This is a genomic window from Nonomuraea sp. NPDC003214 (genome assembly GCF_053590035.1).
The window spans coordinates 152,126-177,012 of sequence record NZ_JBSFSX010000002.1; the positions used below are offsets into that span (position 1 = coordinate 152,126).

A 24,887-nucleotide genomic window follows, 5' to 3' on the forward strand; every position below is an offset into this window, starting at 1 on the left:
GTTACGGGGCCCGCCTCTCCGGAGGCGGGCCCCGTCGCTGTGTCAGCCCTCGTAGCTGAACGAGGCGGCGAACGAGTCGCGGGCGATGCGGTCGAGCTGCGCCTCCGTGAGGCCGAGCTCGTCGCGCAGGGCGCGGTAGTTGTCCTCGACGTAGCCGCCGAAGTAGGCCGGGTCGTCGGAGTTCACGGTCACGACCAGACCCTCGTCGAGCATCGCGGGCAGGATGTGGTCACGCAGCGACGGCACCGCGCGCAGCCGCACGTTCGACAGCGGGCACACGGTCAGCGGGATGCGCTCGTCGCGCAGGCGCGCCACCAGCTCCGGGTCCTCCATGGCGCGGATGCCGTGGTCGATCCGCTCCACGCGCAGGATGTCCAGCGCCTCCCACACGTAGTCGGGCCCGCCCTCCTCGCCGGCGTGCGCGACCCGGTGCAGCCCCTCGGCGGCGGCCAGCTCGAAGACCCGGCGGAACAGCGACGGCGGATGGCCGACCTCGGCCGAGTCCAGCCCGACCCCGATGAACTGGTCCCGGAACGGCAGCGCCGCCCGCAGCACCCGCTCGGCCTCCTCCGGGCCCTGGTCGCGCAGGAAGCACAGGATCAGCGACGCGGAGAACGGCCCGTCCTTGATGGCGCCCGTCAGCCCGGCGAACACCGCCTCCAGCGGCACCCCGCGCGCCAGGTGGGCCTGCGGGTCGAAGAAGATCTCCGCGTGCCGCACGCCCTGCGCCTCGGCCCGCCGCAGGTAGGCGGCGGCCAGGTCGTAGAAGTCGCGGTCGGTGCGCAGGACCGCCATGTTCTCGTAGTAGACGTCCAGGAACGACTGCAGGTTCGTGAAGTCGTAGCGCGCCCGGATGGCGTCCACGTCGAAGGTCGGCAGCGCGACCCCGTTGCGCCGGGCCAGCTCGACGACGAGCTCCGGTTCGAGGGTGCCTTCGATGTGCAGGTGGAGTTCGGCTTTGGCGCGCATGGATCGAGTAAACCCGACCATGACCGGCCGAGGTATCGTGCGAACCTCCGAACCTTCGCCGTTTGACCTGGCATAACATGAGATTTCATGAGGTTGGCGGAGCTGTTGGCGCGTGACGACCTCCGGCTGACGCTCGTCACCGGCACCGGGACGCTCGACCGGGAGGTACGCCGCGCGTACCCGACGGACCTGCCCGATCCCCGCCGCTACCTGCGGCCCGGTGACCTGGTGCTGACCAGCGGGGTCTGGTACGGCGAGCCGGCCGACTGCGAGAGGTTCGCCGACGCGCTGTGGGCGAGCGACGTCGCCGGGCTGGTCGTGGGCCTGATCGTGCTGGGCGAGCTGCCGCAGGCGCTGGTGACGGCGTGCGAGCGGCGCAGGGTGCCGCTGATCCTGGCCGCGCCCGACCAGTCGTTCGGCGCGATCACCGAGGCGGTGGTCGCGGAGGCGTTCGCCGCCGAGCGGCGCCGGGCCGAGCGGGGCCGCGCGCAGACGCTGCTGAACGTGCTCGCCTCCCAGCAGATCGCGCCCGGCGAGGTGTCGGCGCACCTGCGGCTGCTCGGCGCCGATCCGGGCCTGCCGACGACCGCGATGGTGGTCAGCGGGCCGTCCGGGCACGACCTGCCCGCGATGCTGCACGAGGCGCTGGCCAGGAAGGGCCGTCACCTGATCGTCGGCGGCCGGGCCGACGAGGCGATCGTGCTGGTCAACGGCAGGGCGACGCGCAAGGCGCTGAGCGAGGAGCTGCGCGCCCTGGCGGCCGACCGGCCGGGGCTGCGGCTCGCGGCCGGCATCAGCGACGCGACGGCCAGCGTGTCACAGCTCGGCGAGGCGCTGGAGACCGCGCGCCGGGGCATGGAGTCGGCCCGCGACGGCGAGGGCCCGGTGTCGATCATGTCGGTGGCCGACGTCGACAGCTACGACCTGCTGCTGGCCGCGCTGCCGATGGGCGTGCGCCGCTCCTTCCGCGACCACCTGCTGGGGCCGGTCGAGGAGTACGACGCGCGCCACGGCTCGGAGCTGCTGCGCACGCTGGACGTGTTCCTGGAGACGTGCGGCTCCTGGCAGCGCGCCGCCGACGAGCTGTACGTGCACGTCAACACGTTGCGCTACCGGATGCAGCGGGTCGAGGAGCTGACCGGCCGCCGCATGTCGTCGATGCGCGACCGGACGGACCTCTACCTGGCCCTCAGGTCGGGGCAGCTCGGGTCAGGACAGCACAGGGCAGGGGAGGCGGCCGGCGACGACGTGACCCCGTGACACCACGGCGACGATGTTGTCCACGGTCAGGTCCTCGATGCGCTCCCACGGCCGCCCGCGCATCACGAGCAGGTCGGCGGCGAGGCCGGGGGCGATCCGGCCGACGGGCATGCGGATCGCGTCGGCGGCGTCGGAGGTGGCCGCGCGCAGCGCCGCGCCCGCGTCCATGCCGAACACCCGGGTCATGTGCACGATCTCGGCGAGCTGGTCGCCGAACTGCACGTGGTGGCCGTTGGCGTCGGTGCCCAGCACGAACCGGACGCCGAGCTTGGCCGCCTCCGCGAACAGCGCGTCACGCTGGACCACCAGCTCGCCGGCCTTGATCCGGGCGTCCTCGGGGACCGGGACCCGGCCCTCGGTGATGGCCTCGTTGATCAGCAGCGTCGGCGCGACCGGGGTGCGCTGGGCGGCCAGCTTCTCGGCCAGGTCGCGGCTCATCAGCGTGCCGTGCTCGATGGAGTCGACGCCCTCCTCGACGGCCACCCGGATGCCGTCCTCGGTGTGGGCGTGCGAGGCGACGAGCATGCCGAGCGCGTGCGCCTCGTCGACGACGGCCCGGATCTCCTCGCGGGTGTAGTTGCGCCAGACGCTCTTGTCGCCGATGGACAGCACGCCGCCGCTGGTCGTGAGCTTGATGCCGTCCATGCCGGCGCGGGCCCAGGCGCGCACCAGCTTGCGGCACTCGTCCGGGCCGTCGGCGGTGGGCTTGCGCAGCGGGAACGCGGGCGGCACGAACAGGTCGTTGTGCCCGGCGGTCATCCCCACCACGCCGTGCACCTGGATGCGCGGGCCGGGCAGGATGCCGGCGTCGAAGGCCCGGCGGATGGCCACCTGCGCCTCGTCTCCGGCCAGGTCGCGCAGGGTCGTGACGCCGTGGCGCATGGCCCGCTGGGCGTGCGCGACGCCGTGCAGCACCTGCTCGTCGCGGGTGGTGACCAGCGGCCAGGTGGTGAAGTCGGCCGAGCCGTCGCCCGCGTAGCCGATCAGGTGGACGTGCGTGTCCACCAGGCCGGGAATGACGCACAGGTCGTCGTCGCGCGGCGCCGCCGGGGTCACGCCGGTGATCCGGTCCGGCTCCCAGGTGAGGTCCACCGGGCCGCGTGGTTCAGTGCCGTCCCAAAGCGGGATTCCGTCCAGTCTCATTCCACCCGACGGTACCTGACCCGCTCCCGACCTGGAGGGATCTACGGACCTCGCGTGGCGCGCTCGTAGGGAGCTACAGAATCGGCCCCGTGTTTTGCCTGCGTGCGCGGAAACCGGGGTGAGGGCGGACGAGGTGGCCGAAACTCTGTCACACGATGGTAATAATCGATGTATAGCTTCCTGACCTGCACGTTCATCGCTCAGCCCAAGGAGAATCATGGCTTCCCTCGACCGTCGTGCGTTCCTGCGGACGTCTGGTCTGGCCGGGCTGGCGCTCGGGCTGGCCGCCTGCGGTGGCGGCGGCACGTCCACCGGCGGCGGTGGCGAAGGCGGCGGGTTCGGCGCCGTGAAGCTGCAGCTGTCGTGGAAGAAGAACGTCGAGTTCGCCGGCGAGTACTTCGCCGACAGCAAGGGCTACTACAAGGCCGCCGGGTTCTCCCAGGTCGAGCTGCTGTCCGGCGGCGGCTCCGGCACCTCGGTCGAGTCGGGCCTGGCCACCGGCCGCTGCTGGATCGGCCTGTCGGCGCCCACGATCACCGCGCCCGCCGTCCTCCAGGGCGCCCAGCTCAAGATCGTCGGCGCGACGTTCCAGAAGAACCCGTTCGCCATCATCTCTCTCGGCAAGAACCCGATCGAGGACCCCAAGGCCCTGGTCGGCAAGCGCATCGGCGTCCAGGACTCCAACGAGCTGGTGTGGAACGCGCTGCTCAAGGCCAACGAGATCGACCCGGCGAGCGTGACGCGGGTGCCGTTCCAGTCGGACCCGTCCATGCTCACCTCCGGCCAGCTCGACGGCTACGTCGGCTTCGTCACCAGCGGCCCGGTCCGGCTGAAGATGCAGGGCGTGGACGCCACCTACCTGCTGTTCGCCGACCACGGCCTGCCGCTGGCCGCCGAGACGTTCACGGTCCGCCAGGAGACGATCGACAACGAGCGCGACAAGCTCAAGGCGTTCCTGACCGCCGAGATCAAGGGCTGGAAGGACGCCGTCGCCGATCCGGCCAAGTCCGCCGAGATGGCCGCCAACACGTACGGCAAGGACCTCAACCTCGACGTCAAGGAGCAGACGGAGGAGGCCAAGATGCAGAACGAGCTCGTCGTCACCCCGGACGCCAAGGCCAACGGGCTGTTCACGATGACGCCCGAGCTGATCGCGCAGAACGTCGAGTCGCTGGGCAAGGCGGGTCTCGCCGTCAAGGCCGAGCAGCTGTTCGACCTGTCGGTCCTGGACGAGGTCTACCAGGCCGACCCGAGCCTGAAGCTCGCATGAGCGGCATCTCGATCACCGGGCTGAGCAAGACCTTCGGCAAGGGCGTCACGGCCGTCGAGGGCGTCGACCTGGAGACTCCCAAGGGCTCGTTCCTGTCGCTGCTCGGCCCGTCGGGCTGCGGCAAGTCGACCGTGCTGCGCATCCTGGCCGGGCTGGAGGAGCCGACGTCCGGCGAGATCCGCGTCAACGGCGAGTCGCCCGAGGAGCTGCGCAGGAGCCACCACCTCGGCATCGCCTTCCAGGACTCGGCGCTGCTGCCCTGGCGCAGCGTGCACGCCAACATCCGGTTGCCGCTGGAGGTCGCCGGGCTCAAGCCGGAGCCCGGCGTGATCGAGGACCTGATCAAGCTCGTCGGCCTGGAGGGCTTCGAGAAGGCCCGGCCCGCCGAGCTGTCGGGCGGCATGCGCCAGCGTGTGTCCATCGCCCGCGCGCTCGTCGTCAAGCCCAGCGTGCTGCTGCTCGACGAGCCGTTCGGCGCGCTGGACGACATGACCAGGCAGCGGCTCAACCTGGAGCTGCTGCGCATCTGGACCGAGAAGCCCGCCACCACGCTCATGGTCACCCACGGCATCGGCGAGGCGGTGTTCCTGTCGGACGTGGTCGCCGTGATGAGCCCGCGCCCCGGCCGCGTCGTGGAGCTGGTCCCGATCGACCTGCCGCGCCCGCGCACGCCCGACATGATGCGCACCCCGGAGTTCCACGCCTACCACGACCACCTCAGCGACCTGCTGTTCGGGCACGGCTCATGAGGCGGCTGCACGGCCTGCTCGGCGTCGTCGCCCTGGTCGGGCTCTGGTGGCTGCTCGCCGCCACGGTGTTCGCCGGCGACGGCGCCGTGCCCACGCCGTGGGCGGTGCTCGCCGGGATGGCCGCCGACGGCTGGGGCTTCTACGGGCCGAACGTGTCGGCCACGCTGACAGCGGCGCTCCAGGGGTTCCTGTGGGGCAACGGGCTGGCGATCGGCGTCGCGGTGCTCGTCCTGCTCGTTCCCAGGCTCGAAGCCGTCGCCACCCAGCTCGCGGTGATCAGCTACTGCATCCCGCTGCTGGCCATCGGGCCGATCATCCTCGTCGTGTTCGGCGGCGAGGCGACGGTGGTGTTCCTGGCGGCGATCTCGGTGTTCTTCACCACGCTCATCGGCGCCCTGCTCGGGCTCCGCTCGGCCGACCGCGCCAGCCTCGACCTCATCACCGTCTACGGGGGCGGCAAGCTGGCCAAGCTGCGCCACGTGCAGATCATCTCGGCGCTGCCCAGCACGTTCGCCGGGCTGAAGATCTCCGCCCCGTCCGCGCTGCTCGGCGCCATCATCGGCGAATACCTCGGTAGCAACGACCAGGGGCTCGGCGTCTCGCTGATGATCTCCCAGCAGCAGTTCCAGGTGCCGCGCACGTGGGGGCTGGCCCTCGTCGCGGGGCTGATCGCCGGTCTCGGGTACGGGGTCGTCGCGCTCGTCGCCCGGCTGGTGACGCCCTGGTCGACCGGCAGAGCCGAAACGGGGTCCGCGCTGTGATCGGCCGTACCGTGCTGCGGGTCGTCGGCCCGCTGCTGCCCTCCGTGCTCATCGTGGTGGCCGCCTGGTGGCTGTTCCTGGAGGCGTTCGGCATCAGCCCGCTCGTCGGCAAGCGGCCTCACCAGGTGTGGGAGTACCTGTTCAGCGCGCCGGAGGCCGCCGCGCACCGCGACGCCGTGTTCGGCGCGCTCGGCATCACGATCAGGGACGCGGCCATCGGGTTCACCACCGGCATGGTCGCGGCCGTGGTCGTCGCCATGACGTTCGTGCTGTTCCGTACGGTCGAGCAGACGTTCATGCCGGTCGCGATGCTGCTGCGGTCGGTGCCGCTGGTGGTCATGACGCCGCTGATCACGCTCGTGTTCGGGCGCGACCTGCTCGGCGTGGCCGTCATCGGCGGGATCGTGGTGTTCTTCCCGGCGCTGGTGAACATCGCCTTCGGGCTGCGCTCGGCGTCTCCGCAGGCCACCGACCTGGTCATGGCCTACGGCGGGACGCGGACGACGGTGCTGCGCAAGGTGGCGGTGCCCACGGCGATGCCGTCGGTGTTCGCCTCGGCGCGCATCTCGGTGCCGTCGTCGATCATCGGCGCGCTCATCGCCGAGTGGCTGGCCACCGGGCAGGGGATCGGGGCCGAGATCCTGCGGGCGATCGGCGGCTTCCGCTACGACGAGGTGTGGGCGGACATCGTGGTCGTCACCAGCGTGTCGATCGTGGCGTACGCGGCGGTGGGCGTCGTCGAGTCGCTCGTCCTGGCGCGTTTCTCCGACAACCGCTGACGTCCTGGGGCGCCTCTCCGGCGCCCGCTGAGCCGGGTGTGCGGGCCCGGCCGCGGTCCGATGCGGGGGAATGGCGGCCGGGCCCGCCGGAGGGGAGCGCTGCGGGCGTGCGGTGGGAGACCGGCGGGTGGGGCCGGTCGTGCCCGGCGCTCCCTGGCTTGACCCTGAATTCTGGCCGCCACCCGTCGGCTATGTCCTGAAAATCGGCGCTATACCTGGAGCTCCACCCGCTCCGGGGCTAGCACATCACCGGCTTCAGCCAGGAGCACTCCAGGTCCCCGGCCGTCTCGGCGGCGGTGCGGAGCTGGGCGGGCGTCCCGTCCACCGCCGCGCCGCGCTTGAACTGCGCCAGCCGGATCGCGATCTTGTCCTCGATGTCCTTCGGCGAGCCCGACAGATACTGGTTGAGCATGATGGCGAACACCAGCGGCTCACCGTCGGCGCTGGTGACGTACCCGGACAGGGCGGTCACGCCGGTGAGCGAGCCGGTCTTGGCCCGCACGTTGTCGGCCGCGGGCGTGCCGCGCATCCGGCTGCGCAGCGTGCCGCCGACGAAGCGGTCCGGGTTGCCGGCGACCGGCAGCGACGCGTACCAGCTCTCGAACCACGGCTTGCCCCGCACCGCCGTCAGCAGCTGCACGATCGAGGCGGGCGTGAACCCGTCGCGCCGCGACAGCCCGGAGCCGTCCCGCATGTTCAGCACCTGCACGCCGTTGGCCTTGGCGAAGTCCGTGGCGACCTTGAGCCCCGCCGCCCAGGTGCCCTGGCCGGCGACCTTGCGGCCCATGGCCTTGACGAGGATCTCGGCGTGGATGTTGTTGCTCAGCTTCATGAACGGCACCAGCAGCTCGCTCAGCGGCATCGACTCGTGCCTGGCCAGCTCCCCGGCGCCCGACGGCGCGGCGCCGGACACGGTCTTGCCCAGCACCCGCACGCCGTGCTTGGCCAGCGCGTCGCGGAACAGGGAGGCGGTGTAGGCCGTGGGGTCGTCGACGGACACCCACTCCTGGTAGGACCCGGCCACCGTGCCGGTGATCTCCACGGTACGGGTGCCGTGCAGGCGCTGGATCAGCACGTCGGTCTCGGCGCCGACCGTGGCCTTGTTCACGATCTTCAGGTAGCCGGTCTCCGGGGTGGTCGTCACCTTGACCTGACCGCCGTCCACCGCCACGCCCACGATCACCGAGCCGGCGTCGTAGTCGCGGTCCGGCGACGTGGTCAGGGCGGAGATCGGCGCCGCGTAGTAGGCCGTCTCGTCGTCCCACGCCCAGTCCGTGCCGAGCCGTACGTCGTCGAACCAGGTGTCGTCGGCCACCAGCTTGCCGGTGACGACCTTGACGCCCGCGTCGGCCACCTTCTTGGCCAGCGCGTCGTAGTCCTCGGCCAGCATCGTCGGGTCGCCGGTGCCGCGCAGCACCAGGTCGCCGCGGAGCACCGAGCCGTGCTTGCGGCCGCCGTTGAGCACGGTGGTGGGGAAGCGGTAGTCGAGGCCGAGCGTCTCGGCCGCCGCGGCCGAGGTGAACAGCTTGGTGTTGGACGCCGGGAGCAGCAGCTTGCCGGCGTCGGTCGCGTACAGCTCCTCGCCGGTGGTGGCGCTCTTGACGAGCACGCCCGCCTGGGCGATGGTCAGCCGCGAGTCGCCGAGGATCTGGTTGATGTCCTGGGCCAGGTCGGCCAGGCCGGGTGACGGTTCGAGGGCGATCGCGGGGGAGGAGGGGCCTGACGCCCACGCGAGGGCCGCGACGAGCGCGCCCGCGACGAGGGATGCAGAGGTGCGCCGCATGGGGGTCTCCAAAGGGGCTGCGACTTGGGGTCTCGCCTTCGGATCATCGAGGAGCGCCTGCGGGCTGTAATCCGCAAATATCCGTATCTTTACCGGCGGCCGGCCGTTACGGGAGGGCGGAGCTCACCAGGAAGCCACAGTCGCCGAACGAGATCTCGTCCCCCGGGCGCACCTTGGCCGGGCCCACCAGCCGCCAGCCGTTGAGCCGGGTGCCGTTGAGCGAGCCGAGGTCGACCAGCATCCACCCGCCGTCGTCGTCGCGCCGCAGCTCGGCGTGGACGCGCGACACCGTCAGGTCCGACAGCACCAGGTCGCACGCCGATCCGCGCCCGACCACGTAGCGGACCCGGTCGTCGTCGGGCAGCGCCAGGCGGGGCAGCCGGGGCCGCCGCCAGGCGGACTGCAGGCTGGTGGTGAAGTCGGAGGTCGCGCCGACCACCCTGGTCACCAGGTTGGTCACCCGCCCACGGAACGTCGGCCGCCTGGGCAGGTCGGCGACGAGCGCGTCGAGCTCCTCCTGGTTGCGCGCCCGCAGCGCCTGGTCGACGCGGCCCACGAAGGTGTCGTGGGAGATCCGCCCTTCGACCGCGCGGTCACGCAGCTCGCCGATCGCGCGGTCACGCTCACCGTCGGATGCGCGGAACGGCGGATGCGTCGAGCTCATGCCCTGAGTATCGGCCTGAACCGTGTTCGCTGTCCAGAATACGCGGATCTGTTGCGGCGAGCATACTCGGTATGCATACTGAGTATTCATGTCGATCAGGCACGGGCTGCTCGCGTTGCTGAGCAGCGGGCCGCGTTACGGCTACCAGCTCAGGGTGGAGTTCGAGGCGTCGACGGGGGCGACCTGGCCGCTGAACATCGGCCAGGTCTACACGACGCTCTCCCGCATGGAACGTGACGGCCTCGTCACGCCCGGCGGCACCGACGAGCAGGGGCGCGCGGTCTACGAGATAACCGAATCCGGCCGGCGGGAGCTGGCGGAGTGGTTCGCCACCCCCGTCGGCCAGACCGACCGGCCCCGTGACGAGCTGGTCATCAAGATCGCGATGGCCGTGGCCGCCGCCGACGTGGACGTGGCCGCGGTGATCCTGGCCCAGCGCATGGCCACCATGCGCATGCTCCAGGAGCTGACCAGGGCCAAGCACCGAGGGACGGGTGGACCGGCGCAACGGCTCGTGATCGACTCGATGATCTTCAAGGCCGAGGCGGAACAGCGCTGGCTGGACCACTGCGAGGCCGTACTCAAGGAGAAGAACGCATGACTGTGGTGAGCCTGCGTGAGGTGACCCGGACCCACGGGGACGTGCACGCGCTCAAGGGCGTGAGCCTCGACGTCGCGCGCGGCGAGCTGGTCGCGGTGATGGGCCCGTCGGGCTCCGGCAAGTCCACCCTGCTCAACGTGGCGGGCGGCCTCGACCGGCCCACCTCCGGCAGCGTCGTGATCGAGGGCGTCGACCTGGCCGCCGTCAAGGACCTGGCCGCCTTACGCCGCAGGAGCGTCGGGTACGTGTTCCAGGACCTCAACCTGATCCCGTCCCTGACGGCCGCCGAGAACGTGATGCTGCCCCGCGAGCTCGACGGCGTGGCCGCGGGCCGGGCCCGTGAGGAGGCGCAGGCCGCGCTGGAGGAGGTGGGCGCTGGCCAGGTCGCCGACCGCTTCCCCGAGGAGCTGTCGGGCGGCCAGCGCCAGCGGGTGGCCATCGCCAGGGCGCTGGCAGGGGAGCGGCGGCTGCTGCTGGCCGACGAGCCCACCGGCGCGCTCGACACCGCGACCGGCGACGGCATCCTGCGGCTGCTGCGCGAGCGCTGCGACGCGGGCGCCGCCGTGCTGCTCGTCACCCACGAGCCCCGCTACGCCGCCTGGGCCGACCGGGTCGTCTACCTGCGCGACGGCGCGATCGCGGACGCGGCGGCCGTGCGGCTGGAGAGCGCCCGATGAGCGCCTTCCGCGCGGCTCTACGCCTCTCCCGCAGGGACGCCCTGCGCGCGAAAGGCCGCAGCGCGCTGATCATGGTGATGATCGGCCTGCCGGTGCTGGTGATCTCCACCCTGCTGACCGGGCTCGCCACCGGCGACGTCTCCAGGCGGGAGGGCCTGACCAGGAACCTCGGCGCGGCCGACGCGCAGATCGCCACGACCGAGTACCGCGGGCCGATCAGGCAGGACGTCTCCGGCTTCTTCAAGGAGGCGAAAGGAGCGCCGAAGTCCACGCGGCCGTGGACGCAGGCCGAGGTCGGCGCGCTGCTCGACGCCCGGCTCATCCCCTTGAACCGCGGCTCGGTGATGGTGAACCTGCCGAACGGCGAGGACGTGGCCGGCGTCACGGAGGTGGATCTGCGCGATCCCCTGACGCGCGGGATGCGCCCGCTGCTCCAGGGCCGCTTCCCGGCCGCGCCGGACGAGGTCGCGGTGACGCCCGCGATGCTCGGCCCCGACGTGCGCCTGGGCCGGCCGATGAGCGTGCTGGCCGAGCGCCGCCAGGTGCGGGTGGTCGGCGTCGTCGAGTACCCCTACCACGCGCTGCAGCGCGAGGTCGTGAGCCTGCCGGGCACGCTGCTGCGCGACAAGAAGGACGGGCACGGCACCGGCTGGCTCGCCGACGCGCCCGCTCCGGTCGGCTGGGACCAGGTGCGCCGGCTGAACGCCTCGGGGCTCCGCGTCGAGTCCCGCGCGGTCATCGAGGACCCGCCCGCGGGCCCGCGCCTGTACCCGGCGTACTCCCCGAGGGACACCGACGTGGTGATCGCCGCCGCCGTGGCCGGCGTGCTCGTCATCGTGGAGACCGTCCTGCTCGCCGGGCCGGCCTTCGCGGTCGGGCTGCGCCGGCGGCGCCGGGAGCTGGCCGTGATCGCCGCCCATGGCGGCTCCCCGGCCCACCTGAAGCTGATCGTGCTGGCGGACGGGCTGGTGCTCGGCGGGATCGCGACGCCGGCCGGGGCGGCGCTCGGCATCGCCGCCGCGATCGCCCCGGCGCCGCTGGTGCGCGAGATGATCGGCGGCTACGGCCCGCCCGACGTGCCCTGGCTCCAGATCCTCGGCGTCGTCCTGCTCGGCACGGCCACCGGGGTGATCGCCGCCCTCGTCCCGGCCGTGCAGGCCGCCCGGCAGAGCCCGGCGCGGGTCCTCGCCGGACGGGAGGCCCGGGTCATGGCCCGCGACCGCGCCGGCCACCCGGTCCTCGGCCTCCTGCTGATCGCGGCCGGGCTGGCCGGATGCGTGCTCGGGCTCATGGGCGAGCGACGGCTGATCATGATCGGCGTGGTCCCGTTCGTGCTGGGGCTGGTCGCCGTCACGCCGTGGCTGGTGCGCGCCACCGGACGGTTCGCCGCGCGGCTGCCGCTCCCGCTCCGGCTGTCCGTGCGCGACGCCTCCCGGCACCGGGTCCGTACGGCCTCCGCCGTGGCGGCGGTCATGGCCGCCACCATGGGGGCGATCACGCTGGGCATCGGGGCCGAGAGCCAGTTCGCGGTCCGCAAGGAGAACACGTGGGCCGTCGAGCCGACGGGCACGCTCGTGATCAGGGGCAACGGCCTGGACGACGGGGAGTGGGCGCGGGTGCGCGCCGCCGCCGAGAAGGCGCTCCCGGGGGTGCCGCTGGTGAGCGGGCATCGGGCCGTCACCGAGAAGGGCGAGGAGGCCTCGCTCCATTTGCAAGCCCCGTTCGAGGCGTGCAGGGACTTCTGCCACCTCGCGGTGTTCAACCTGCCCGTGGGGGACGCCCGGCTGCTCGCGCTCCTGCAGGGCCGGGTGGACCCGGTGGCCGCGGCGGCCCTGGCCGAGGGCAAGGCGATCGTGTTCCAGCCCGGAGCGGTGCGCGACGGCAAGGTGCGCGTCGGGCTGTCCCTGGACCGCCGCGACCTCGAGATCCCGGCGGTCGAGGCCCGCCCGGCGCAGCCGAAGCAGGCCGGCGCCCTGATCCCGGCCACCGCGTTGCGGGCGGCCGGCCTGAAGATCAGCGAGCGCACGCTGTACGCGGCGCACCGGCCGGCCGATCCGGCGACGCTCGAGAAGCAGATCGAGGCGGCCCACCGCGACGCGCACGTCAGGGTGGAGAACGGCTACGACGACTACCCGACGGGGGTGCTCTGGCTGGCCCTGGGGCTCGCCGTGGTGCTGGTGCTCGGCGGCACGTTCGCGGCCACCGGGCTCGCCGTGGCCGACATGCGGCGCGACCTCGACACCGTGTCGGCCGTCGGCGCGCCGCCCCGGGTGCGCAGGCTCATCGTGGCGGCCCAGGCCGGCTACATCGCCGGGCTCGGCGCACTGGTCGGCGCCGTCGCCGGGTCGGTCACGGGCATCACGCTGGCCTGGCTGTTGACGAGGTCGCGCGTCCCGCGGCCGGGCGCTCCGGGGGACTTCCAGTTCGAGCTCGGCACGCCCCACATCGCGGTGCCCTGGCTGTTCTGCGCCGTGGTCGTGCTCGGCCTGCCACTGCTGGCCGCGGCGGTGGCCGGGCTCGTCACCCGGACCCGTCCGGCGCCGGCGCGGCGGCTCGCATAGGGTCCTTGATCCGGTAGCCGAACGTCATCGCCACCGACAGCAGGATGATCAGCGCGGGGACCGCGGTCTGCCCGACGAGCACCGCGGTCACCGCGCTGTCCGGCTGCTCGACCGGCCTGCTCGGCTCCGAGGACAGGAAGCCGCCGACCGACAGGATCACGCCGAAGATCAGCGCCCCGAACGCGCTCACGCCGCTCTCGACCGCCGTCCACAGCCCGGTGAACACGCCTGCCCGCCGCTTGCCCGTGTCCGCGGCGTCCTGCGCGATCACGTCGGCCAGCATCGAGAACTGCAGCAGCGTCACCCCGGCCACCCCGGTGCCCACCAGCAGGATCATCGCGTGCGCGTACCAGCCGCCGAAGAGCGGGGTGGCCAGGGCCAGAGCGGTGCCGGTCGCGAACGTCAGCGCGGCCAGGATCATCGCGCCCCGCTTGTCGAAGCGCCTGGACAGCCACGACCACAGCGGCATGGTCAGCATCATCGGCCCCACCAGCGCCGCGAACAGCGAGGTCGTGGCCTTCGGGTCGCCGATCGTGTACGCGGCGAAGTACGGCGCGGCGGCCAGCATGATGGCCACCGCGAGCTGCTGGGTGCAGCTCAGCACCGTCAGCCACAGGAACGACGCGTTGCCCCTGACCACGGCGAACTGCCTGATCAGGCTGCCGGTGTCGGCCTCGGGGGCGCCCGTCATGGGGGCGCGGGCCGTGCCGAGGAACGAGCCCAGCATGGCGGCGAGCAGCACGACGGCGATCACCACGCCCATCAGCCGGTAGCTGTCCAGCGTGCCGCTGTCGCCCTGGCTGTTGACGATGGCCGGGGCGGCGATGCCGGCGATCGCGGTGCCCGCGCCGACGAACACCATCCGCCACTGCAGCAGCGACGTCCGCTCGTGGTAGTCGTCGGTCATCTCGGCGGGCATCGCCTTGTACGGCACCTCGAACAGGGCGTAGGCCGTGGCCGCCGCCAGGAAGCAGGCGCCCACGTACAGCGCGGCGGGGACGCCGGTCAGCGGCGGGCCGGCGAACACCAGGAAGAACGCGACGGGCAGCGTGCACGCGCCCGCCAGCAGCCACGGGCGGCGCGGGCCGAGCCGTGAGGCGGTGCGGTCGGACCAGCGGCCGACCAGCGGGTTGATCAGCAGGTCCCACACCTTGGGCGCCGTCACCACGACCCCGGCCAGCCACGCGGGCACCGCCAGGAAGTTGGTCATGTAGTACAGCAGCAGCAGCCCGGGCACGGCGGTGAAGGTCGCGGTGCAGAACGACCCGACGCCGTAGCCCAGGCGCACGCCTCTGGAGACCGTGGGGGCGGCCACGCCGGGTGCGATCATGGCCTCATTGAAGCCGAGCAGAGGCTTGTTCGGTAGGGCCCAGTTTCGCTATTCGTGGACGTTCGCGCAGACCACGTGCGCCCCGATCTCGATCATCCGGCGCTCGCTGCGCGAGTCCGCGACCCGGGCCATCAGGATCGGCGCCCCGCTGGCCGCGAACTGCGGCAGCCGGGCCCTGGCGCCCCGGTGCAGGTCGCGCACGACGTCCTCGGCGGCCGACATGTGCACCTTGACGTGCAGCATGATCCCGGTCGCGCCGGATGCCGTACGGGCCTCGGAGATCCACACGTGGTGCACCAGCGGGAAGTCCTGGAGGAGCTGGGCGATCGCCTGGCGCAGCGCGGGCAGGATCGGGTGCGTGCAGCGCCGGTAGCCGGGGTCGACCTGCTGCATCGGGCCCGACAGGTGCGGGCGCGGCGCCGGGATCCACGGCATCGGGGGCGCCTCGGGCGAGGCGGGGGTCGCCTGCGCCATCACGGTCCCGCGCGACACCGTGGCCATCGCGCCCGTGGCGTAGGCGGCCGGCGCGGCTCCCGACAGGACCGGCGTCGGGCCCGTACGGGTGGAGGTGAGGAAGCGCGCCAGGTCGTCGATGGGGACGGCGGCGGCGGCGGGGCCTGCGGCGTCGATCACGATCTCCCGCACGCCGGTGACGCGCTGGATGTCGAGGATGGTGTCGGCGTCGCACGCCGACAGGGAATGGCCGCCGCGGTGCCGGGCATAGGTCACCGCGCTGGTGTAGCCGAGCAGGACCCGGTCACCGGCCTGGGTCGTCCCGAGGACGACGGATCGATCTGGTCGCACGGCCACCAGGACTCCACAGTCAGCGAGAGCCGCCAGCAGGCGGTGCGGACCACCATGCTGGGCGAGCACGTCGGCAAGCGCAGGATTCCCGATGCTCATATGACGAACCATAGGTAGTAGGCCACGGCTTATCAGGCTAATGGCGAATAAATCTCCCGATCAAGACAAAGATGGGTGCAGTGTGGATGAGTTTCCGGGTGCTGGGTACCGCCGGAGGCGTCTCGAATGCTGGGTCTCTCGTGAACGCGTTCACAAGCGGTGGATAGACTCTGAGAGCTCCGAGGGACCCAGGGACGTGTCCCTCCCGCCCGCCGCTCGCCTAAGGATCCAACACTCGTGAACAAGCCCGTCGTTCTGGTAGCAGAGGAGCTGTCCGAGGCCGGTCTCGCCGTCCTCGGCGCCGATTTCGAGGTCCGCCACACCGACGGCGCCGACCGTTCCCAGCTGCTGCCCGCCCTGGCCGACGTGGACGCGCTCATCGTCCGCTCCGCCACCCAGGTCGACGCTGAGGCCATCGCCGCCGCGCCCAAGCTGCGCGTGGTCGCGCGCGCCGGCGTCGGCCTCGACAACGTCGACGTCGAGGCGGCCACCAAGGCCGGCGTGATGGTGGTCAACGCGCCCACCTCCAACATCACCAGCGCCGCCGAGCAGACCGTGGCGCTCATCCTGGCCAGCGCCCGCAACACCGCGCAGGCCCACGCCGCGCTGAAGAACGGCGAGTGGAAGCGGTCCAAGTACACCGGCGTCGAGCTCGACGAGAAGGTCGTCGCCATCCTCGGCCTCGGCAAGATCGGCCAGCTCGTGGCCCAGCGGCTGCAGCCGTTCGGCGTCGAGCTGATCGCCTACGACCCCTACCTGCCGCCGGCCCGCGCCGCGCAGATGGGCGTCAAGCTGCTCAGCCTCGACGAGGTGCTCAAGCAGGCCGACTTCATCACCGTCCACCTGCCCAAGTCCAAGGAGACCCTGGGCCTCATCGGCGACCGCGAGCTGCACGAGGTCAAGCCGTCGGTGCGGATCATCAACGTGGCCCGCGGCGGCATCGTCGACGAGGCCGCCCTCTACTCGGCGATCAAGGAGGGCCGCGTCGCCGGCGCCGGCCTCGACGTGTTCGCCAAGGAGCCGTGCACCGACAGCCCGCTGTTCGAGCTCGACCAGGTCGTCGTCACGCCGCACCTGGGCGCCTCCACGCACGAGGCCCAGGAGAAGGCCGGCACCCAGGTCGCGCGCAGCGTCAAGCTGGCCCTGGCCGGCGAGTTCGTGCCCGACGCGGTCAACGTCCAGGGCGGCGCCGTCGCCGAGGACGTCAAGCCGGGCCTGCCGCTCGCCGAGAAGCTGGGCCGGGTCTTCACCGCGCTGGCCGGCGAGGTGGCCACCAAGCTCGACATCGAGGTCCGCGGCGAGATCGCCGCCCAGGACGTGCGGGTCATCGAGCTCGCCGCCCTCAAGGGCGTCTTCGCCGACGTGATCGAGGAGCAGGTCACGTACGTCAACGCGCCGCTGCTGGCCAAGGACCGGGGCATCGCCGTCGAGCTGGTCACCAGCTCCGACAGCCCCGACTGGCGCAACGTGATCACCGTGCGCGGCGTGCTGGCCGACGGCCGCCACGTCTCGGTGTCCGGCACGCTCTCCGGCCCCCGGCAGATCACCAAGATCGTCGAGGTCAACGGCTACCAGATGGAGATCGAGCCGACCGAGCACCTGTCGTTCTTCACCTACACCGACCGGCCCGGCGTCGTCGGCGTCGTCGGCCGCATCCTCGGTGAGCAGGGCATCAACATCGCCTCGATGCAGGTGGCCCGTGACGTCAAGGGCGGCAAGGCGCTCATCGCGCTGACCGTCGACACCGCGATCCCGTCCGACGTGCTGGAGCAGATCGGCTCCGAGATCGGCGCGGAGAGCGGCCGCTCGGTCGACCTCTGACGCACTCCCGACAGGAGGGGCCGCCGCACCGGTGGCCCCTCCTTCGTGTCTCAGGATGCGAGATAGTAGGACATCCAACGAGACGCGCTGGTAGTCTGACGAGTAATGCGCCAGGTTCTCGTACTCATTACCTGCCGCGGCGGGGCCTGTTAGGGCAGGTCGACGACTCGCCGCGGTGAGTGGCGTTGCTGTCGGCCGGTAAGTCCCTCCTTCGCCGGTCCGTGATCCGGACCGCGAACACAGGCCCGGACGGATTCGCGACCGGGATCCGACTTCACACATCCGACGCCCCGCGAAACGAGATGAGTCACCTCATGTACGAGATGTATGCCTGGAACAGCGCCGACGAGCACGAGAACGAGGCCGCCGAGGCCCTGCAGACGGCCCTGGACCGCCGCGACAACGGCGGCGCGCCGCATCCCAGCCACTGAGATCATGTGTTCGGCAGCCGAGACAAGCCGGTAAGGTACGCCCATGGAGTCGCGCAACATTCGTCTGGCCGTCATCCCTGGTGATGGCATCGGCACCGAGGTCGTGGCCGAAGGTCTGAAGGTCCTCGAAGCGGTCGGGACCAAGATCGAAGCCACCCATTACGACCTGGGCGCCGCCCGCTATCACCGCACCGGTGAGACCCTGCCCGACAGTGTGATGCAGGAGCTGCGCGGCTACGACGCGATCCTGCTCGGCGCCATCGGCGACCCCAGCGTGCCCCCCGGCATCCTGGAGCGCGAGCTGCTGCTGCGCCTGCGCTTCGAGTTCGACCACTACGTCAACCTGCGCCCGGTCAAGCTCTTCCCCGGCGTCGAGACGCCCCTGGCCGACACCCCGGCCGAGGACATCGACATGATCGTGGTCCGCGAGGGCACCGAAGGCCTCTACGCCGGCACCGGCGGCACCATGCGGCGCGGCACCCCGTACGAGATCGCCACCCAGGAGTCGCTCAACACCGCCCACGGCGTCGAGCGCGTCGTGCGCTACGCGTTCGAGAAGGCGCGCTCGCGCCCGCGCAAGAAGCTCACGCTCGTCCACAAGACCAACGTGCTCACCTTCGCCGGCGACCTCTGGCAGCGCACCGTCAACCGGGTGGCCGAGGAGTACCCCGACGTCACCACCGACTACAGCCACGTCGACGCGGCCTCGATGTTCTTCGTCACCCAGCCGGAGCGGTTCGACGTCATCGTCACCGACAACCTGTTCGGCGACATCATCACCGACCTCGGCGCGGCCGTCGCGGGCGGCATCGGCCTGGCCGCCAGCGGCAACATCAACCCCGAGGGCACCGCGCCCAGCATGTTCGAGCCGGTGCACGGCAGCGCGCCCGACATCGCCGGGCAGGGCAAGGCCGACCCGACCGCCACGATCCTGTCGGTCGCCATGCTCCTCGACCACCTCGGCCTCAGCACCGAGGCGGCCAGGATCGAGCAGGCCGTCGCCGACGACATCGTCGAGCGCCTGACCGGCTGGGCCGGACGCACCACGCACGAGATCGGTGACGACATCACCGCGCGCGTATCGAGCTAGGGGCCGCCCCTGCTCAGCAGCGCCTGGCGGTCCCGAACGAGGACCCGCCAGGCGCTTTTTCATGTCCAAACGGGCGTCACCCCCTTGCCATCCCAAATAGCGAGACAATAGGAAGTACGGACTGCCGTTTCGCGGCAGCACCCGCAGGAATCGCAGAGAGAAGGACCCGCGTCATGACCATCGCTCAGAAGCTCAGCTTCGACGTGCAGCTATCCGACCACGCTCGCACCGCGGCCGAGCGCGAGCAGGTACTGGCGAACCCGGGATTCGGCCAGGTCTTCACCGACCACATGATCTCGATCGACTACACCGAGGGCCGCGGCTGGCACGACGCCCGCCTCCAGCCGTACGGGCCGCTCAGCCTCGACCCGGCCACGTCCGTCTTCCACTACGCGCAGGAGCTGTTCGAGGGGCTCAAGGCCTACCGGCAGGTCAACGGGTCCGTGGTGACCTTCCGGCCCTATGCCAACGCGAGCCGGTTCAACCGGTCCGCCGCCCGCATGGCCATGCCCGAGCTGCCCGAGGAGACGTTCGTCGAGTCGCTGGAGCTCCTGGTCCAGACCGACCGCGACTGGGTGCCCACCACCGAGGGGCACAGCCTCTACCTGCGGCCGTTCATCATCGCCACCCAGGTCGGGCTCGGCGTGAACTACCCGTCCAAGACGTACAAGTACCTGGTGATCGCCTCGCCCGCGGCCTCCTACTTCACCGGGGGCATCAAGCCGGTCTCGGTGTGGCTGTCCACCGAGTACACCCGCGCCGCTCCCGGGGGCACCGGCTTCGCCAAGTGCGGCGGCAACTACGCGGCCGCGTTCGTGGCCCAGCGGGAGGCCGTCGCGCAGGGCTGCGACCAGGTCGTCTGGCTCGACGCCCACGAGCACCGCTACGTGGAGGAGATGGGCGGGATGAACCTGTTCTTCGTCTTCGGCGACAAGCTCGTCACCCCCGCACTCACCGGCACCCTCCTGCCCGGGATCACCCGCGACTCCATCCTCGGCCTGGCCGACGAGCTCGGCCTGGAGGCCGAGGAGCGGCTGATCAGCACCGACGAGTGGCAGGCCGGGTGCGAGTCCGGCGAGCTCACCGAGGTGTTCGCCTGCGGCACGGCCGCCGTCGTCACGCCCGTCGGCTCCGTCAAGGGCGCCGACCGCGCCTGGACCGTCGGCGACGGGACCCCGGGGCCGGTGACGATGCGCATCCGCGAGGAGCTGGTGGGCATCCAGTACGGCGCCCGCCCCGACACGCACGACTGGGTCCACAAGATCCTCTAGCCGTGGCCGCCACCCCGATCCTCCAGGAGCACACCGCATGACCCTGCCCGACCCCCGCACGTTCGAGCAGCGCAAGCAGGACACGCTGCGCCGGCTGGAGTCCGACGTCGACACGTGGGTGGCGACGGCCGACCCGGAGAAGGGGGCGCCGTTCCTGGTGCCGCTGTCCTTCCTGTGGGACGGCTCCAGCCTGCTGCTGTCGACCCCGGCCGCCAGCCCCACCGGCCGTAACCTGGCGGCCACCGGGCTGGTCCGGCTGGGGCTGGGGCTGACGCGGACGTCGTCCTGATCGACGGCACCGTGGAGATCACCGAGATCACGGCCGAGGTCGGTGACGCGTTCGCCGCCAAGACCGGCTTCGACCCGCGCGAGATCGGCGAGCCCTACCCCTTCTTCCGCGTCCGCCCGCAGCGGATCCAGGCGTGGCGCGAGGTGAACGAGCTGAAGGGCCGCGACCTGATGCGCGACGGCCGCTGGCTGGCCTGAGTCAGCCCCCCTTGGGGGAGGTCCACGCGGTGACGCCGAGGACGCCCGTCGAGCCGAGGTCCACGGGCGTGTCCACGGTGAGCCGGGTTCCGGCGGCGGTGACGACCACCGTCGCCCCGGTCGTGGCCCCGACCTCGGACCGGCGGCTCGTGTCCGTGTACGTGTTGCGCCAGGCCAGGCTGAAGTGCGCCGATCGGCCGGGCCGCAACGTCACCGTCTCCGGCCCCGGGTCCGCGACGGCCGTGGTGATTTCCTGGGCGCCCCGGTCGAGGCGCACCTTCAGCGGGTCGCCGGCCGTGTCCAGCAGCCGCACCTTCGGGTAGCCGCTGACCTGGCGCACCCGCTTGCCGCAGTTGGTGAGGATCAGCGTCTGTGCCCGCAGGCCCATCGCCGCGTTCGCCGGCTCGGCGGTGAGCCGCAGCCCCGACCGGGGACACCGGCTCCTGGCCGGCGCCGCGCGCTCGGAGTCCAGGGGCGGGATCGGCGTGGCCTGGACGGTGTGCCGGGGCGGAGCCGGCGGGGACCCCGCCGCGCCGGCCGTCCGCGTGCCGCACCCGGCCACCGCCAGCGCCGCCACGACCAGGACGTACGAGATTCTCACTCCACCATCCTGGCGCACCTCAGGGGCCGGGCCGCCCGCGCAGCGCCTCGACGAACGGGGTGAGAGCCGGGGCGAGCGGCTCCGGGGCCGGCCAGCCGTTGATCACGGCGAGCAGGTCCAGGTAGAGCTCGCGGCGAGGGTCGGCGGCGGCCTCCAGGCGGGAGAGGAGGCGGCGCCGCAGCGCGGCGTCGTCGGGGACGCCGAGCGCCCGCGCGTACTCGCCCGCCACCGCCGCCACGTCGGCCGCCGACGGAGGCGCCCCGGCGCGGGCGCGGGCCGCCTCGACCGGGCCGGGTCGCAGGCCGAGGCCGTCGTCCCGGTGGTCCTCGGCCAGCCGGCGCATCGAGGCGCGGAAGTCCGGGTCGCGGGACAGCTCGGCCAGCCGCACCCAGGCCTCGACCTGCTCGGCCGTGGGGTCGTCGGGCAGCTCGGGCGTCATCGAGCGCCTGGGGCCGTCGAGCTCCAGCCCGTCGACCACCAGCCCGTCGAACACCGCGTCCAGGAAGCCGCCGATCAGCTCCCGGCGCTCCTCCTCGGACAGTCTGGCCAGCTTGTGCATGAGATCCATCTCCTCAGGGGTCGAGCCCTGCCTGGCCACCGCCGTGAGCACCGCCCGGCGCTGCCTGAGCGTGCGGATCTGCACGCTCAGCGCCTCGGCGTGGGCCGCGGCGACCTCGGCGAGTGTGACCTCCCGGTCCACGACCCTGCGGATGGTCGCCAGGCCCACACCCAGCTCGCGCAGCGTCCGTACGAGATCGAGGCGGGCGACGGCGGCGGCGTCGTAGCGGCGGTAGCCGGTGGGGCCGCGGTCGGCGGGCGGCACGATGCCCTGGTCGGAGTAGAACCTGATGGTCTTGACCGTCAGCCCGGTGCGCCGGGCCAGGTCGCCGATCGAGTAGAGCGTGCCGTCCATGCCCCCACCTTCGCGTCTCCCCCTGCTGGAGAGTCAATTGTCCGGTTCATGATGAGATCACGCCGGGCCGGGGTGCGCAGCGCGCGTGGTGGCCGCCGCGGGCGGGCGGGCGCGTGTCTCGTAGGCTGCGTGGGTGCAGAAGCGGGCAATGGCCATCGTCACCGTGGTGTTCGCGGGACTCACCAGCGTCTACGTGGTGGCCGGCTCGCCGCTGGCGCTGCTCGCCTTCCCCCTCCAGGTGGCGTTCGTCAGGCGCCGGACGTGGTGGGTGCTCGCCGCGCAGACCGTGGTGACCTGCGGCTCGGTGCTGCTGTACGGCACGTCGGTCGGGATTCTCGGCTTCGTCGGCGGGTCGCTGCTCCTGACCAGGCTGTGGCCGCTCGCGCTGGGCGTCGTCGGGGTCGCGGCCCTCATCGGCCCCGTCGACCCGCTGATCAGCATGGTGCTGATCTGCTTGCTCGTCCGCGGCCTCACCATCATGGTCGACCGGATCGACGAGGTGAACGCCGCCCGCCTGTCCCTGGCCCTGACCGCCGCGGCCGAGGAACGGCTGCGCATCGCCGCCGAGCTCAGCCGCGGCCTGGGCGAGGCACTGGCCGCCATCGCCCGCAGCGCCGCGGCCGGCGCCCCTGACGTGGAGACGGCCCGGCGCGCGCTGGCCGACGCGCGGGCCGCGGCGGCCGGCTACCGTGCGATGTCGCTGGCCCCGGAGGTCACCACGGCCAAGGCCATGCTCGCCGCCGCCGGCATCGTCCCCGAGGTGCGCATGAGCCACGCCGAACCGCTCGGCCCGGCGGGCGCGCTGCTCGCGGCCGTGCTGCGCGAGGCCGTGACCGACGTCGTACGCCGGCGCTCGGCCACGACCTGCCTGATCGAGACCGTCGCCGTCGCGGACTCGGTACGGCTGCGCGTCTGTGACGACGGTGCGCGCACCGCGGGCGACGACCGGCTGGGCGAGCTGCCCGCGCAGGTCGAGGCGGCCGGAGGCACGCTCACGGTCGGCCTGGCACCGGACTCCAAGCTGGTCGTCGAGGCCACGCTGCCCGCCACTCGCGCGCCCGCCCCGCCCGCCGCCGACGCGCCGGTGGCGACGGCGCTGCTGGCGACCGTCATGGTCGGCTTCTCGGCCAAGGCGCTGCTGCTCGCGGGCTCGTTCTGGCCCGCGCCGCTGCTGCTGGTCATCATCGTCATGCAGCTCCGCTCGATCGAGGGACGCCACAGGACGGCGCTGGTGATCATGGCGGTGCTGACGTTCGCGCCGATCCCGCTGTTCGGGCAGGCGTGGCTGGGCGTGGCCGGTTTCCTGGCCGGTCCGGTCCTGCTGGCGTTCCGGTGGGCGGTGGCGCTGCCGCTCACCGCCGTGATCGTCGCGGTCGTCACGGCCGCCGGCGTCCTGCTCCGCCTGCCGGTCCCGCTGACCGTGAACTACGCCATCAGCACGGTCGTGACCGGCCTGGTCATGTACGGGCTGCTCACGCTGGCCCGGCTCACCAGGGAGCTGCGCGAGTCCAGGGACGGCCTGGCCCGCGCCGCCGTGGTCGAGGAACGGCTGCGCGCCGCCCGCGACCTGCATGACCTGCTCGGGCACACGCTGGCCGCGATCCTGCTGAAGTGCGAGCTCGCCCGTCGCCTCGACCCCGAACGCGCCCGTAAGGAGCTCGCCGACGTGGCGGCGATGACCGAGCGGGCGACGGCGGACCTCGCGACCGTCTCGGGCGAGCACGGGCGGCTCTCGCTGGCCGCCGAGGCGGAGTCGGCGCGTTCGGTGCTGGCCGCCGCGGGGGTCGCCGCCACGCTCGACCTCCGCCATCCCGGCCTCGATCCGGAGGTGGAGCACGTGCTCGGCGCCGTGCTGCGGGAGGCCGTGACCAACGTGCTGCGCCACAGCGCGGCGAGCCGCTGCTCGATCACCACCGCGGCCGGCGACGGCGTCGTACGGCTGAGCGTCCGCAATGACGGGACGCGCGCCTCGGAGGGGCGGCGTGGTTCGGCCGGGATCGGCAACCTCACCACCCGCCTGTCCGAGCTGGACGGGCGCCTGGCCGTCTGCGGCGAGGGCGGCTGGTTCGAACTGACCGCCACGATCCCCGCCCCGGCCCTGACCCCGGCCCCTGCTCGATAGAGCCGCCCCCGCCGGGGGCCTCTAGATCCAGCCGGCTTCGGCGGCGATGCGGGCGGCGTCGGTGCGGTTGCGGGCGTTGAGCTTGGTGACGATCGCCGTCAGGTAGTTGCGCACCGTCCCCGCGCTCAGGAACAGCTCGGCGGCGATCTCCGTGGCCTCGGCGCCGCCCGCGGCCAGCCGCAGCACGTCGGCCTCGCGCGGGGTGAGCGGGTTGTCGGCCAGGTTCCAGGCGGTGACGGCGAGCGAGGGGTCCAGGACGCGCTCCCCCCGCGTCACCTTCCTGATCGCCGCGGTCAGCTCGTCCGGCGGCGCCGTCTTCAGCACGAACCCGTCCACCTGCGAGGCGAGCGCCCGCCGCAGGTGTCCCGGCTTGCCGTGCGCGGTGAGCATGAGCGTGCGGCAGCCGGGCGCCCGGGTGCGCAGTTCGGCGGCGGCGTCGAGGCCGTCCATCGCCCCTGGCATGTCGATGTCGAGCACGGCCACGTCCGGCCGGTGCTCGACGGCGGCGGCGACGGCCGCCTCGCCCGACTCGACCGCCGCGACGACGTCGATGTCGGCTTCCAGGCCCAGCAGCGTCACGAGCGCTTCCCGGATCACGTGCTGGTCCTCGGCCAGGAGTATGCGAATCACGAGGGTATGTCTACCAGTATGTCCGGATCATGATGACGTCATGCCCGGGTGATGATCGGCTCTCTGGTCCGG

At 72.3% G+C, this 24,887-nt stretch carries 23 protein-coding genes; 14 read left to right on the top strand and 9 right to left on the bottom strand.

Going from position 1 to position 24,887, the window contains the following annotated elements; translation table 11 throughout:
- Positions 1-42: 42 nt before the first annotated feature.
- Positions 43-969, bottom strand: coding sequence for an adenosine deaminase (locus ACWDXC_RS05625; protein WP_449978392.1), 927 nt, complete (start codon positions 967-969; stop codon positions 43-45).
- 87 nt (positions 970-1,056) lie between these two features.
- On the opposite strand from ACWDXC_RS05625, the gene ACWDXC_RS05630 reads away from it, so the two are divergent.
- Positions 1,057-2,229: a PucR family transcriptional regulator gene (locus tag ACWDXC_RS05630; protein ID WP_449978395.1), complete on the top strand. Its 1,173-nt coding sequence runs from the start codon at positions 1,057-1,059 to the stop codon at positions 2,227-2,229.
- On the opposite strand, the gene ACWDXC_RS05635 is transcribed toward ACWDXC_RS05630, so the two are convergent.
- On the bottom strand, positions 2,179-3,372 hold the full coding sequence (locus ACWDXC_RS05635) for an amidohydrolase family protein (RefSeq protein WP_449978398.1): 1,194 nt from the start codon (positions 3,370-3,372) through the stop codon (positions 2,179-2,181). The two genes, ACWDXC_RS05630 and ACWDXC_RS05635, sit on opposite strands and share 51 nt — an antisense overlap.
- 217 nt (positions 3,373-3,589) lie before the next feature.
- Here ACWDXC_RS05635 and ACWDXC_RS05640 point away from each other — a divergent pair, with 217 nt between their 5' ends.
- The 4 genes from ACWDXC_RS05640 to ACWDXC_RS05655 are packed head-to-tail and all read left to right on the top strand — an operon-like array spanning position 3,590 to position 6,931.
- A complete protein-coding gene (locus ACWDXC_RS05640; RefSeq protein WP_219501110.1) occupies positions 3,590-4,642 on the top strand; it encodes an ABC transporter substrate-binding protein in 1,053 nt (350 codons plus the stop codon).
- Positions 4,639-5,391, top strand: coding sequence for an ABC transporter ATP-binding protein (locus ACWDXC_RS05645; RefSeq protein ID WP_219501113.1), 753 nt, complete (start codon positions 4,639-4,641; stop codon positions 5,389-5,391). Before ACWDXC_RS05640 ends, ACWDXC_RS05645 begins: the two co-directional genes overlap by 4 nt.
- On the top strand, positions 5,388-6,152 hold the full coding sequence (locus ACWDXC_RS05650; protein WP_219501116.1) for an ABC transporter permease: 765 nt from the start codon (positions 5,388-5,390) through the stop codon (positions 6,150-6,152). The genes ACWDXC_RS05645 and ACWDXC_RS05650 overlap by 4 nt, the downstream gene beginning before the upstream one ends.
- Complete coding sequence (locus ACWDXC_RS05655; RefSeq protein ID WP_449978403.1) at positions 6,149-6,931, top strand: ABC transporter permease; 783 nt, start codon at positions 6,149-6,151, stop codon at positions 6,929-6,931. Before ACWDXC_RS05650 ends, ACWDXC_RS05655 begins: the two co-directional genes overlap by 4 nt.
- A 238-nt stretch (positions 6,932-7,169) precedes the next feature.
- Here the strand turns inward: ACWDXC_RS05655 and dacB are convergent, their stop codons facing one another.
- A complete protein-coding gene (gene dacB, locus ACWDXC_RS05660; RefSeq protein ID WP_219501119.1) occupies positions 7,170-8,714 on the bottom strand; it encodes a D-alanyl-D-alanine carboxypeptidase/D-alanyl-D-alanine endopeptidase in 1,545 nt (514 codons plus the stop codon).
- A gap of 106 nt (positions 8,715-8,820) precedes the next feature.
- Positions 8,821-9,378, bottom strand: coding sequence for an FHA domain-containing protein (locus ACWDXC_RS05665; protein ID WP_449978407.1), 558 nt, complete (start codon positions 9,376-9,378; stop codon positions 8,821-8,823).
- A gap of 88 nt (positions 9,379-9,466) precedes the next feature.
- On the opposite strand from ACWDXC_RS05665, the gene ACWDXC_RS05670 reads away from it, so the two are divergent.
- The 3 genes from ACWDXC_RS05670 to ACWDXC_RS05680 are packed head-to-tail and all read left to right on the top strand — an operon-like array spanning position 9,467 to position 13,217.
- On the top strand, positions 9,467-9,979 hold the full coding sequence (locus tag ACWDXC_RS05670; protein ID WP_219501126.1) for a PadR family transcriptional regulator: 513 nt from the start codon (positions 9,467-9,469) through the stop codon (positions 9,977-9,979).
- The gene (locus ACWDXC_RS05675) at positions 9,976-10,656 is read left to right on the top strand and encodes an ABC transporter ATP-binding protein (RefSeq protein ID WP_449978411.1); all 681 of its coding nucleotides are present in this window, start codon (positions 9,976-9,978) and stop codon (positions 10,654-10,656) included. The genes ACWDXC_RS05670 and ACWDXC_RS05675 overlap by 4 nt, the downstream gene beginning before the upstream one ends.
- Complete coding sequence (locus ACWDXC_RS05680) at positions 10,653-13,217, top strand: FtsX-like permease family protein (protein WP_449978414.1); 2,565 nt, start codon at positions 10,653-10,655, stop codon at positions 13,215-13,217. Before ACWDXC_RS05675 ends, ACWDXC_RS05680 begins: the two co-directional genes overlap by 4 nt.
- Here ACWDXC_RS05680 and ACWDXC_RS05685 read toward each other — a convergent pair.
- Both ACWDXC_RS05685 and ACWDXC_RS05690 read right to left on the bottom strand, forming a co-directional pair.
- Complete coding sequence (locus ACWDXC_RS05685) at positions 13,177-14,547, bottom strand: MFS transporter (RefSeq protein ID WP_449978417.1); 1,371 nt, start codon at positions 14,545-14,547, stop codon at positions 13,177-13,179. The genes ACWDXC_RS05680 and ACWDXC_RS05685 overlap by 41 nt on opposite strands.
- 48 nt (positions 14,548-14,595) lie before the next feature.
- Positions 14,596-15,450 carry a hypothetical protein gene (locus ACWDXC_RS05690; protein WP_449978419.1) on the bottom strand — a complete coding sequence of 285 codons (855 nt, stop codon included), beginning with the start codon at positions 15,448-15,450 and terminating at the stop codon, positions 14,596-14,598.
- 237 nt (positions 15,451-15,687) lie between these two features.
- Between ACWDXC_RS05690 and serA the strand changes: the two genes are divergently transcribed.
- The 5 genes from serA (at position 15,688) to ACWDXC_RS05715 (ending at position 20,549) form a co-directional block, all read left to right on the top strand.
- Positions 15,688-17,271 carry a phosphoglycerate dehydrogenase gene (gene serA, locus ACWDXC_RS05695; protein WP_219501156.1) on the top strand — a complete coding sequence of 528 codons (1,584 nt, stop codon included), beginning with the start codon at positions 15,688-15,690 and terminating at the stop codon, positions 17,269-17,271.
- Between the two features lie 474 nt (positions 17,272-17,745).
- Positions 17,746-18,792 (top strand): 3-isopropylmalate dehydrogenase, encoded by a 1,047-nt coding sequence (locus ACWDXC_RS05700; RefSeq protein WP_449978422.1) that lies wholly within the window; start codon positions 17,746-17,748, stop codon positions 18,790-18,792.
- A gap of 173 nt (positions 18,793-18,965) precedes the next feature.
- Entirely contained in the window at positions 18,966-20,063 is a 1,098-nt protein-coding gene (locus ACWDXC_RS05705; RefSeq protein ID WP_364176034.1) for a branched-chain amino acid aminotransferase, read from the top strand.
- A 37-nt stretch (positions 20,064-20,100) separates the two neighbouring features.
- Positions 20,101-20,352, top strand: a complete 252-nt coding sequence (locus ACWDXC_RS05710) for a hypothetical protein (protein ID WP_449978426.1) — start codon at positions 20,101-20,103, stop codon at positions 20,350-20,352.
- 11 nt (positions 20,353-20,363) lie between these two features.
- Positions 20,364-20,549, top strand: coding sequence for a hypothetical protein (locus tag ACWDXC_RS05715; RefSeq protein ID WP_449978429.1), 186 nt, complete (start codon positions 20,364-20,366; stop codon positions 20,547-20,549).
- A 1-nt stretch (position 20,550) separates the two neighbouring features.
- On the opposite strand, the gene ACWDXC_RS05720 is transcribed toward ACWDXC_RS05715, so the two are convergent.
- Positions 20,551-21,150: a DUF4232 domain-containing protein gene (locus ACWDXC_RS05720; protein ID WP_449978432.1), complete on the bottom strand. Its 600-nt coding sequence runs from the start codon at positions 21,148-21,150 to the stop codon at positions 20,551-20,553.
- A gap of 19 nt (positions 21,151-21,169) precedes the next feature.
- Positions 21,170-22,063 (bottom strand): MerR family transcriptional regulator, encoded by an 894-nt coding sequence (locus ACWDXC_RS05725; protein WP_449978435.1) that lies wholly within the window; start codon positions 22,061-22,063, stop codon positions 21,170-21,172.
- A 133-nt stretch (positions 22,064-22,196) separates the two neighbouring features.
- Here ACWDXC_RS05725 and ACWDXC_RS05730 point away from each other — a divergent pair, with 133 nt between their 5' ends.
- Complete coding sequence (locus tag ACWDXC_RS05730) at positions 22,197-24,185, top strand: histidine kinase (RefSeq protein ID WP_449978438.1); 1,989 nt, start codon at positions 22,197-22,199, stop codon at positions 24,183-24,185.
- A gap of 21 nt (positions 24,186-24,206) precedes the next feature.
- On the opposite strand, the gene ACWDXC_RS05735 is transcribed toward ACWDXC_RS05730, so the two are convergent.
- A complete protein-coding gene (locus tag ACWDXC_RS05735) occupies positions 24,207-24,815 on the bottom strand; it encodes a response regulator transcription factor (protein ID WP_357586903.1) in 609 nt (202 codons plus the stop codon).
- Positions 24,816-24,887: the final 72 nt, after the last annotated feature.

Bases quoted from the DNA above. Each gene is read 5' to 3' on its own strand.
- ACWDXC_RS05685 (WP_449978417.1), bottom strand. From the start codon at position 14,547: ATGATCGCACCCGGCGTGGCCGCCCCCACGGTCTCCAGAGGCGTGCGC.
- ACWDXC_RS05665 (WP_449978407.1), bottom strand. From the start codon at position 9,378: ATGAGCTCGACGCATCCGCCGTTCCGCGCATCCGACGGTGAGCGTGAC.
- ACWDXC_RS05710 (WP_449978426.1), top strand. From the start codon at position 20,101: ATGACCCTGCCCGACCCCCGCACGTTCGAGCAGCGCAAGCAGGACACG.
- ACWDXC_RS05680 (WP_449978414.1), top strand. From the start codon at position 10,653: ATGAGCGCCTTCCGCGCGGCTCTACGCCTCTCCCGCAGGGACGCCCTG.
- ACWDXC_RS05635 (WP_449978398.1), bottom strand. From the start codon at position 3,372: ATGAGACTGGACGGAATCCCGCTTTGGGACGGCACTGAACCACGCGGC.
- ACWDXC_RS05700 (WP_449978422.1), top strand. From the start codon at position 17,746: ATGGAGTCGCGCAACATTCGTCTGGCCGTCATCCCTGGTGATGGCATC.
- ACWDXC_RS05705 (WP_364176034.1), top strand. From the start codon at position 18,966: ATGACCATCGCTCAGAAGCTCAGCTTCGACGTGCAGCTATCCGACCAC.
- dacB (WP_219501119.1), bottom strand. From the start codon at position 8,714: ATGCGGCGCACCTCTGCATCCCTCGTCGCGGGCGCGCTCGTCGCGGCC.
- ACWDXC_RS05725 (WP_449978435.1), bottom strand. From the start codon at position 22,063: ATGGACGGCACGCTCTACTCGATCGGCGACCTGGCCCGGCGCACCGGG.
- ACWDXC_RS05670 (WP_219501126.1), top strand. From the start codon at position 9,467: ATGTCGATCAGGCACGGGCTGCTCGCGTTGCTGAGCAGCGGGCCGCGT.
- ACWDXC_RS05640 (WP_219501110.1), top strand. From the start codon at position 3,590: ATGGCTTCCCTCGACCGTCGTGCGTTCCTGCGGACGTCTGGTCTGGCC.
- ACWDXC_RS05675 (WP_449978411.1), top strand. From the start codon at position 9,976: ATGACTGTGGTGAGCCTGCGTGAGGTGACCCGGACCCACGGGGACGTG.
- ACWDXC_RS05645 (WP_219501113.1), top strand. From the start codon at position 4,639: ATGAGCGGCATCTCGATCACCGGGCTGAGCAAGACCTTCGGCAAGGGC.
- ACWDXC_RS05630 (WP_449978395.1), top strand. From the start codon at position 1,057: ATGAGGTTGGCGGAGCTGTTGGCGCGTGACGACCTCCGGCTGACGCTC.
- ACWDXC_RS05690 (WP_449978419.1), bottom strand. From the start codon at position 15,450: ATGAGCATCGGGAATCCTGCGCTTGCCGACGTGCTCGCCCAGCATGGT.
- ACWDXC_RS05625 (WP_449978392.1), bottom strand. From the start codon at position 969: ATGCGCGCCAAAGCCGAACTCCACCTGCACATCGAAGGCACCCTCGAA.
- ACWDXC_RS05650 (WP_219501116.1), top strand. From the start codon at position 5,388: ATGAGGCGGCTGCACGGCCTGCTCGGCGTCGTCGCCCTGGTCGGGCTC.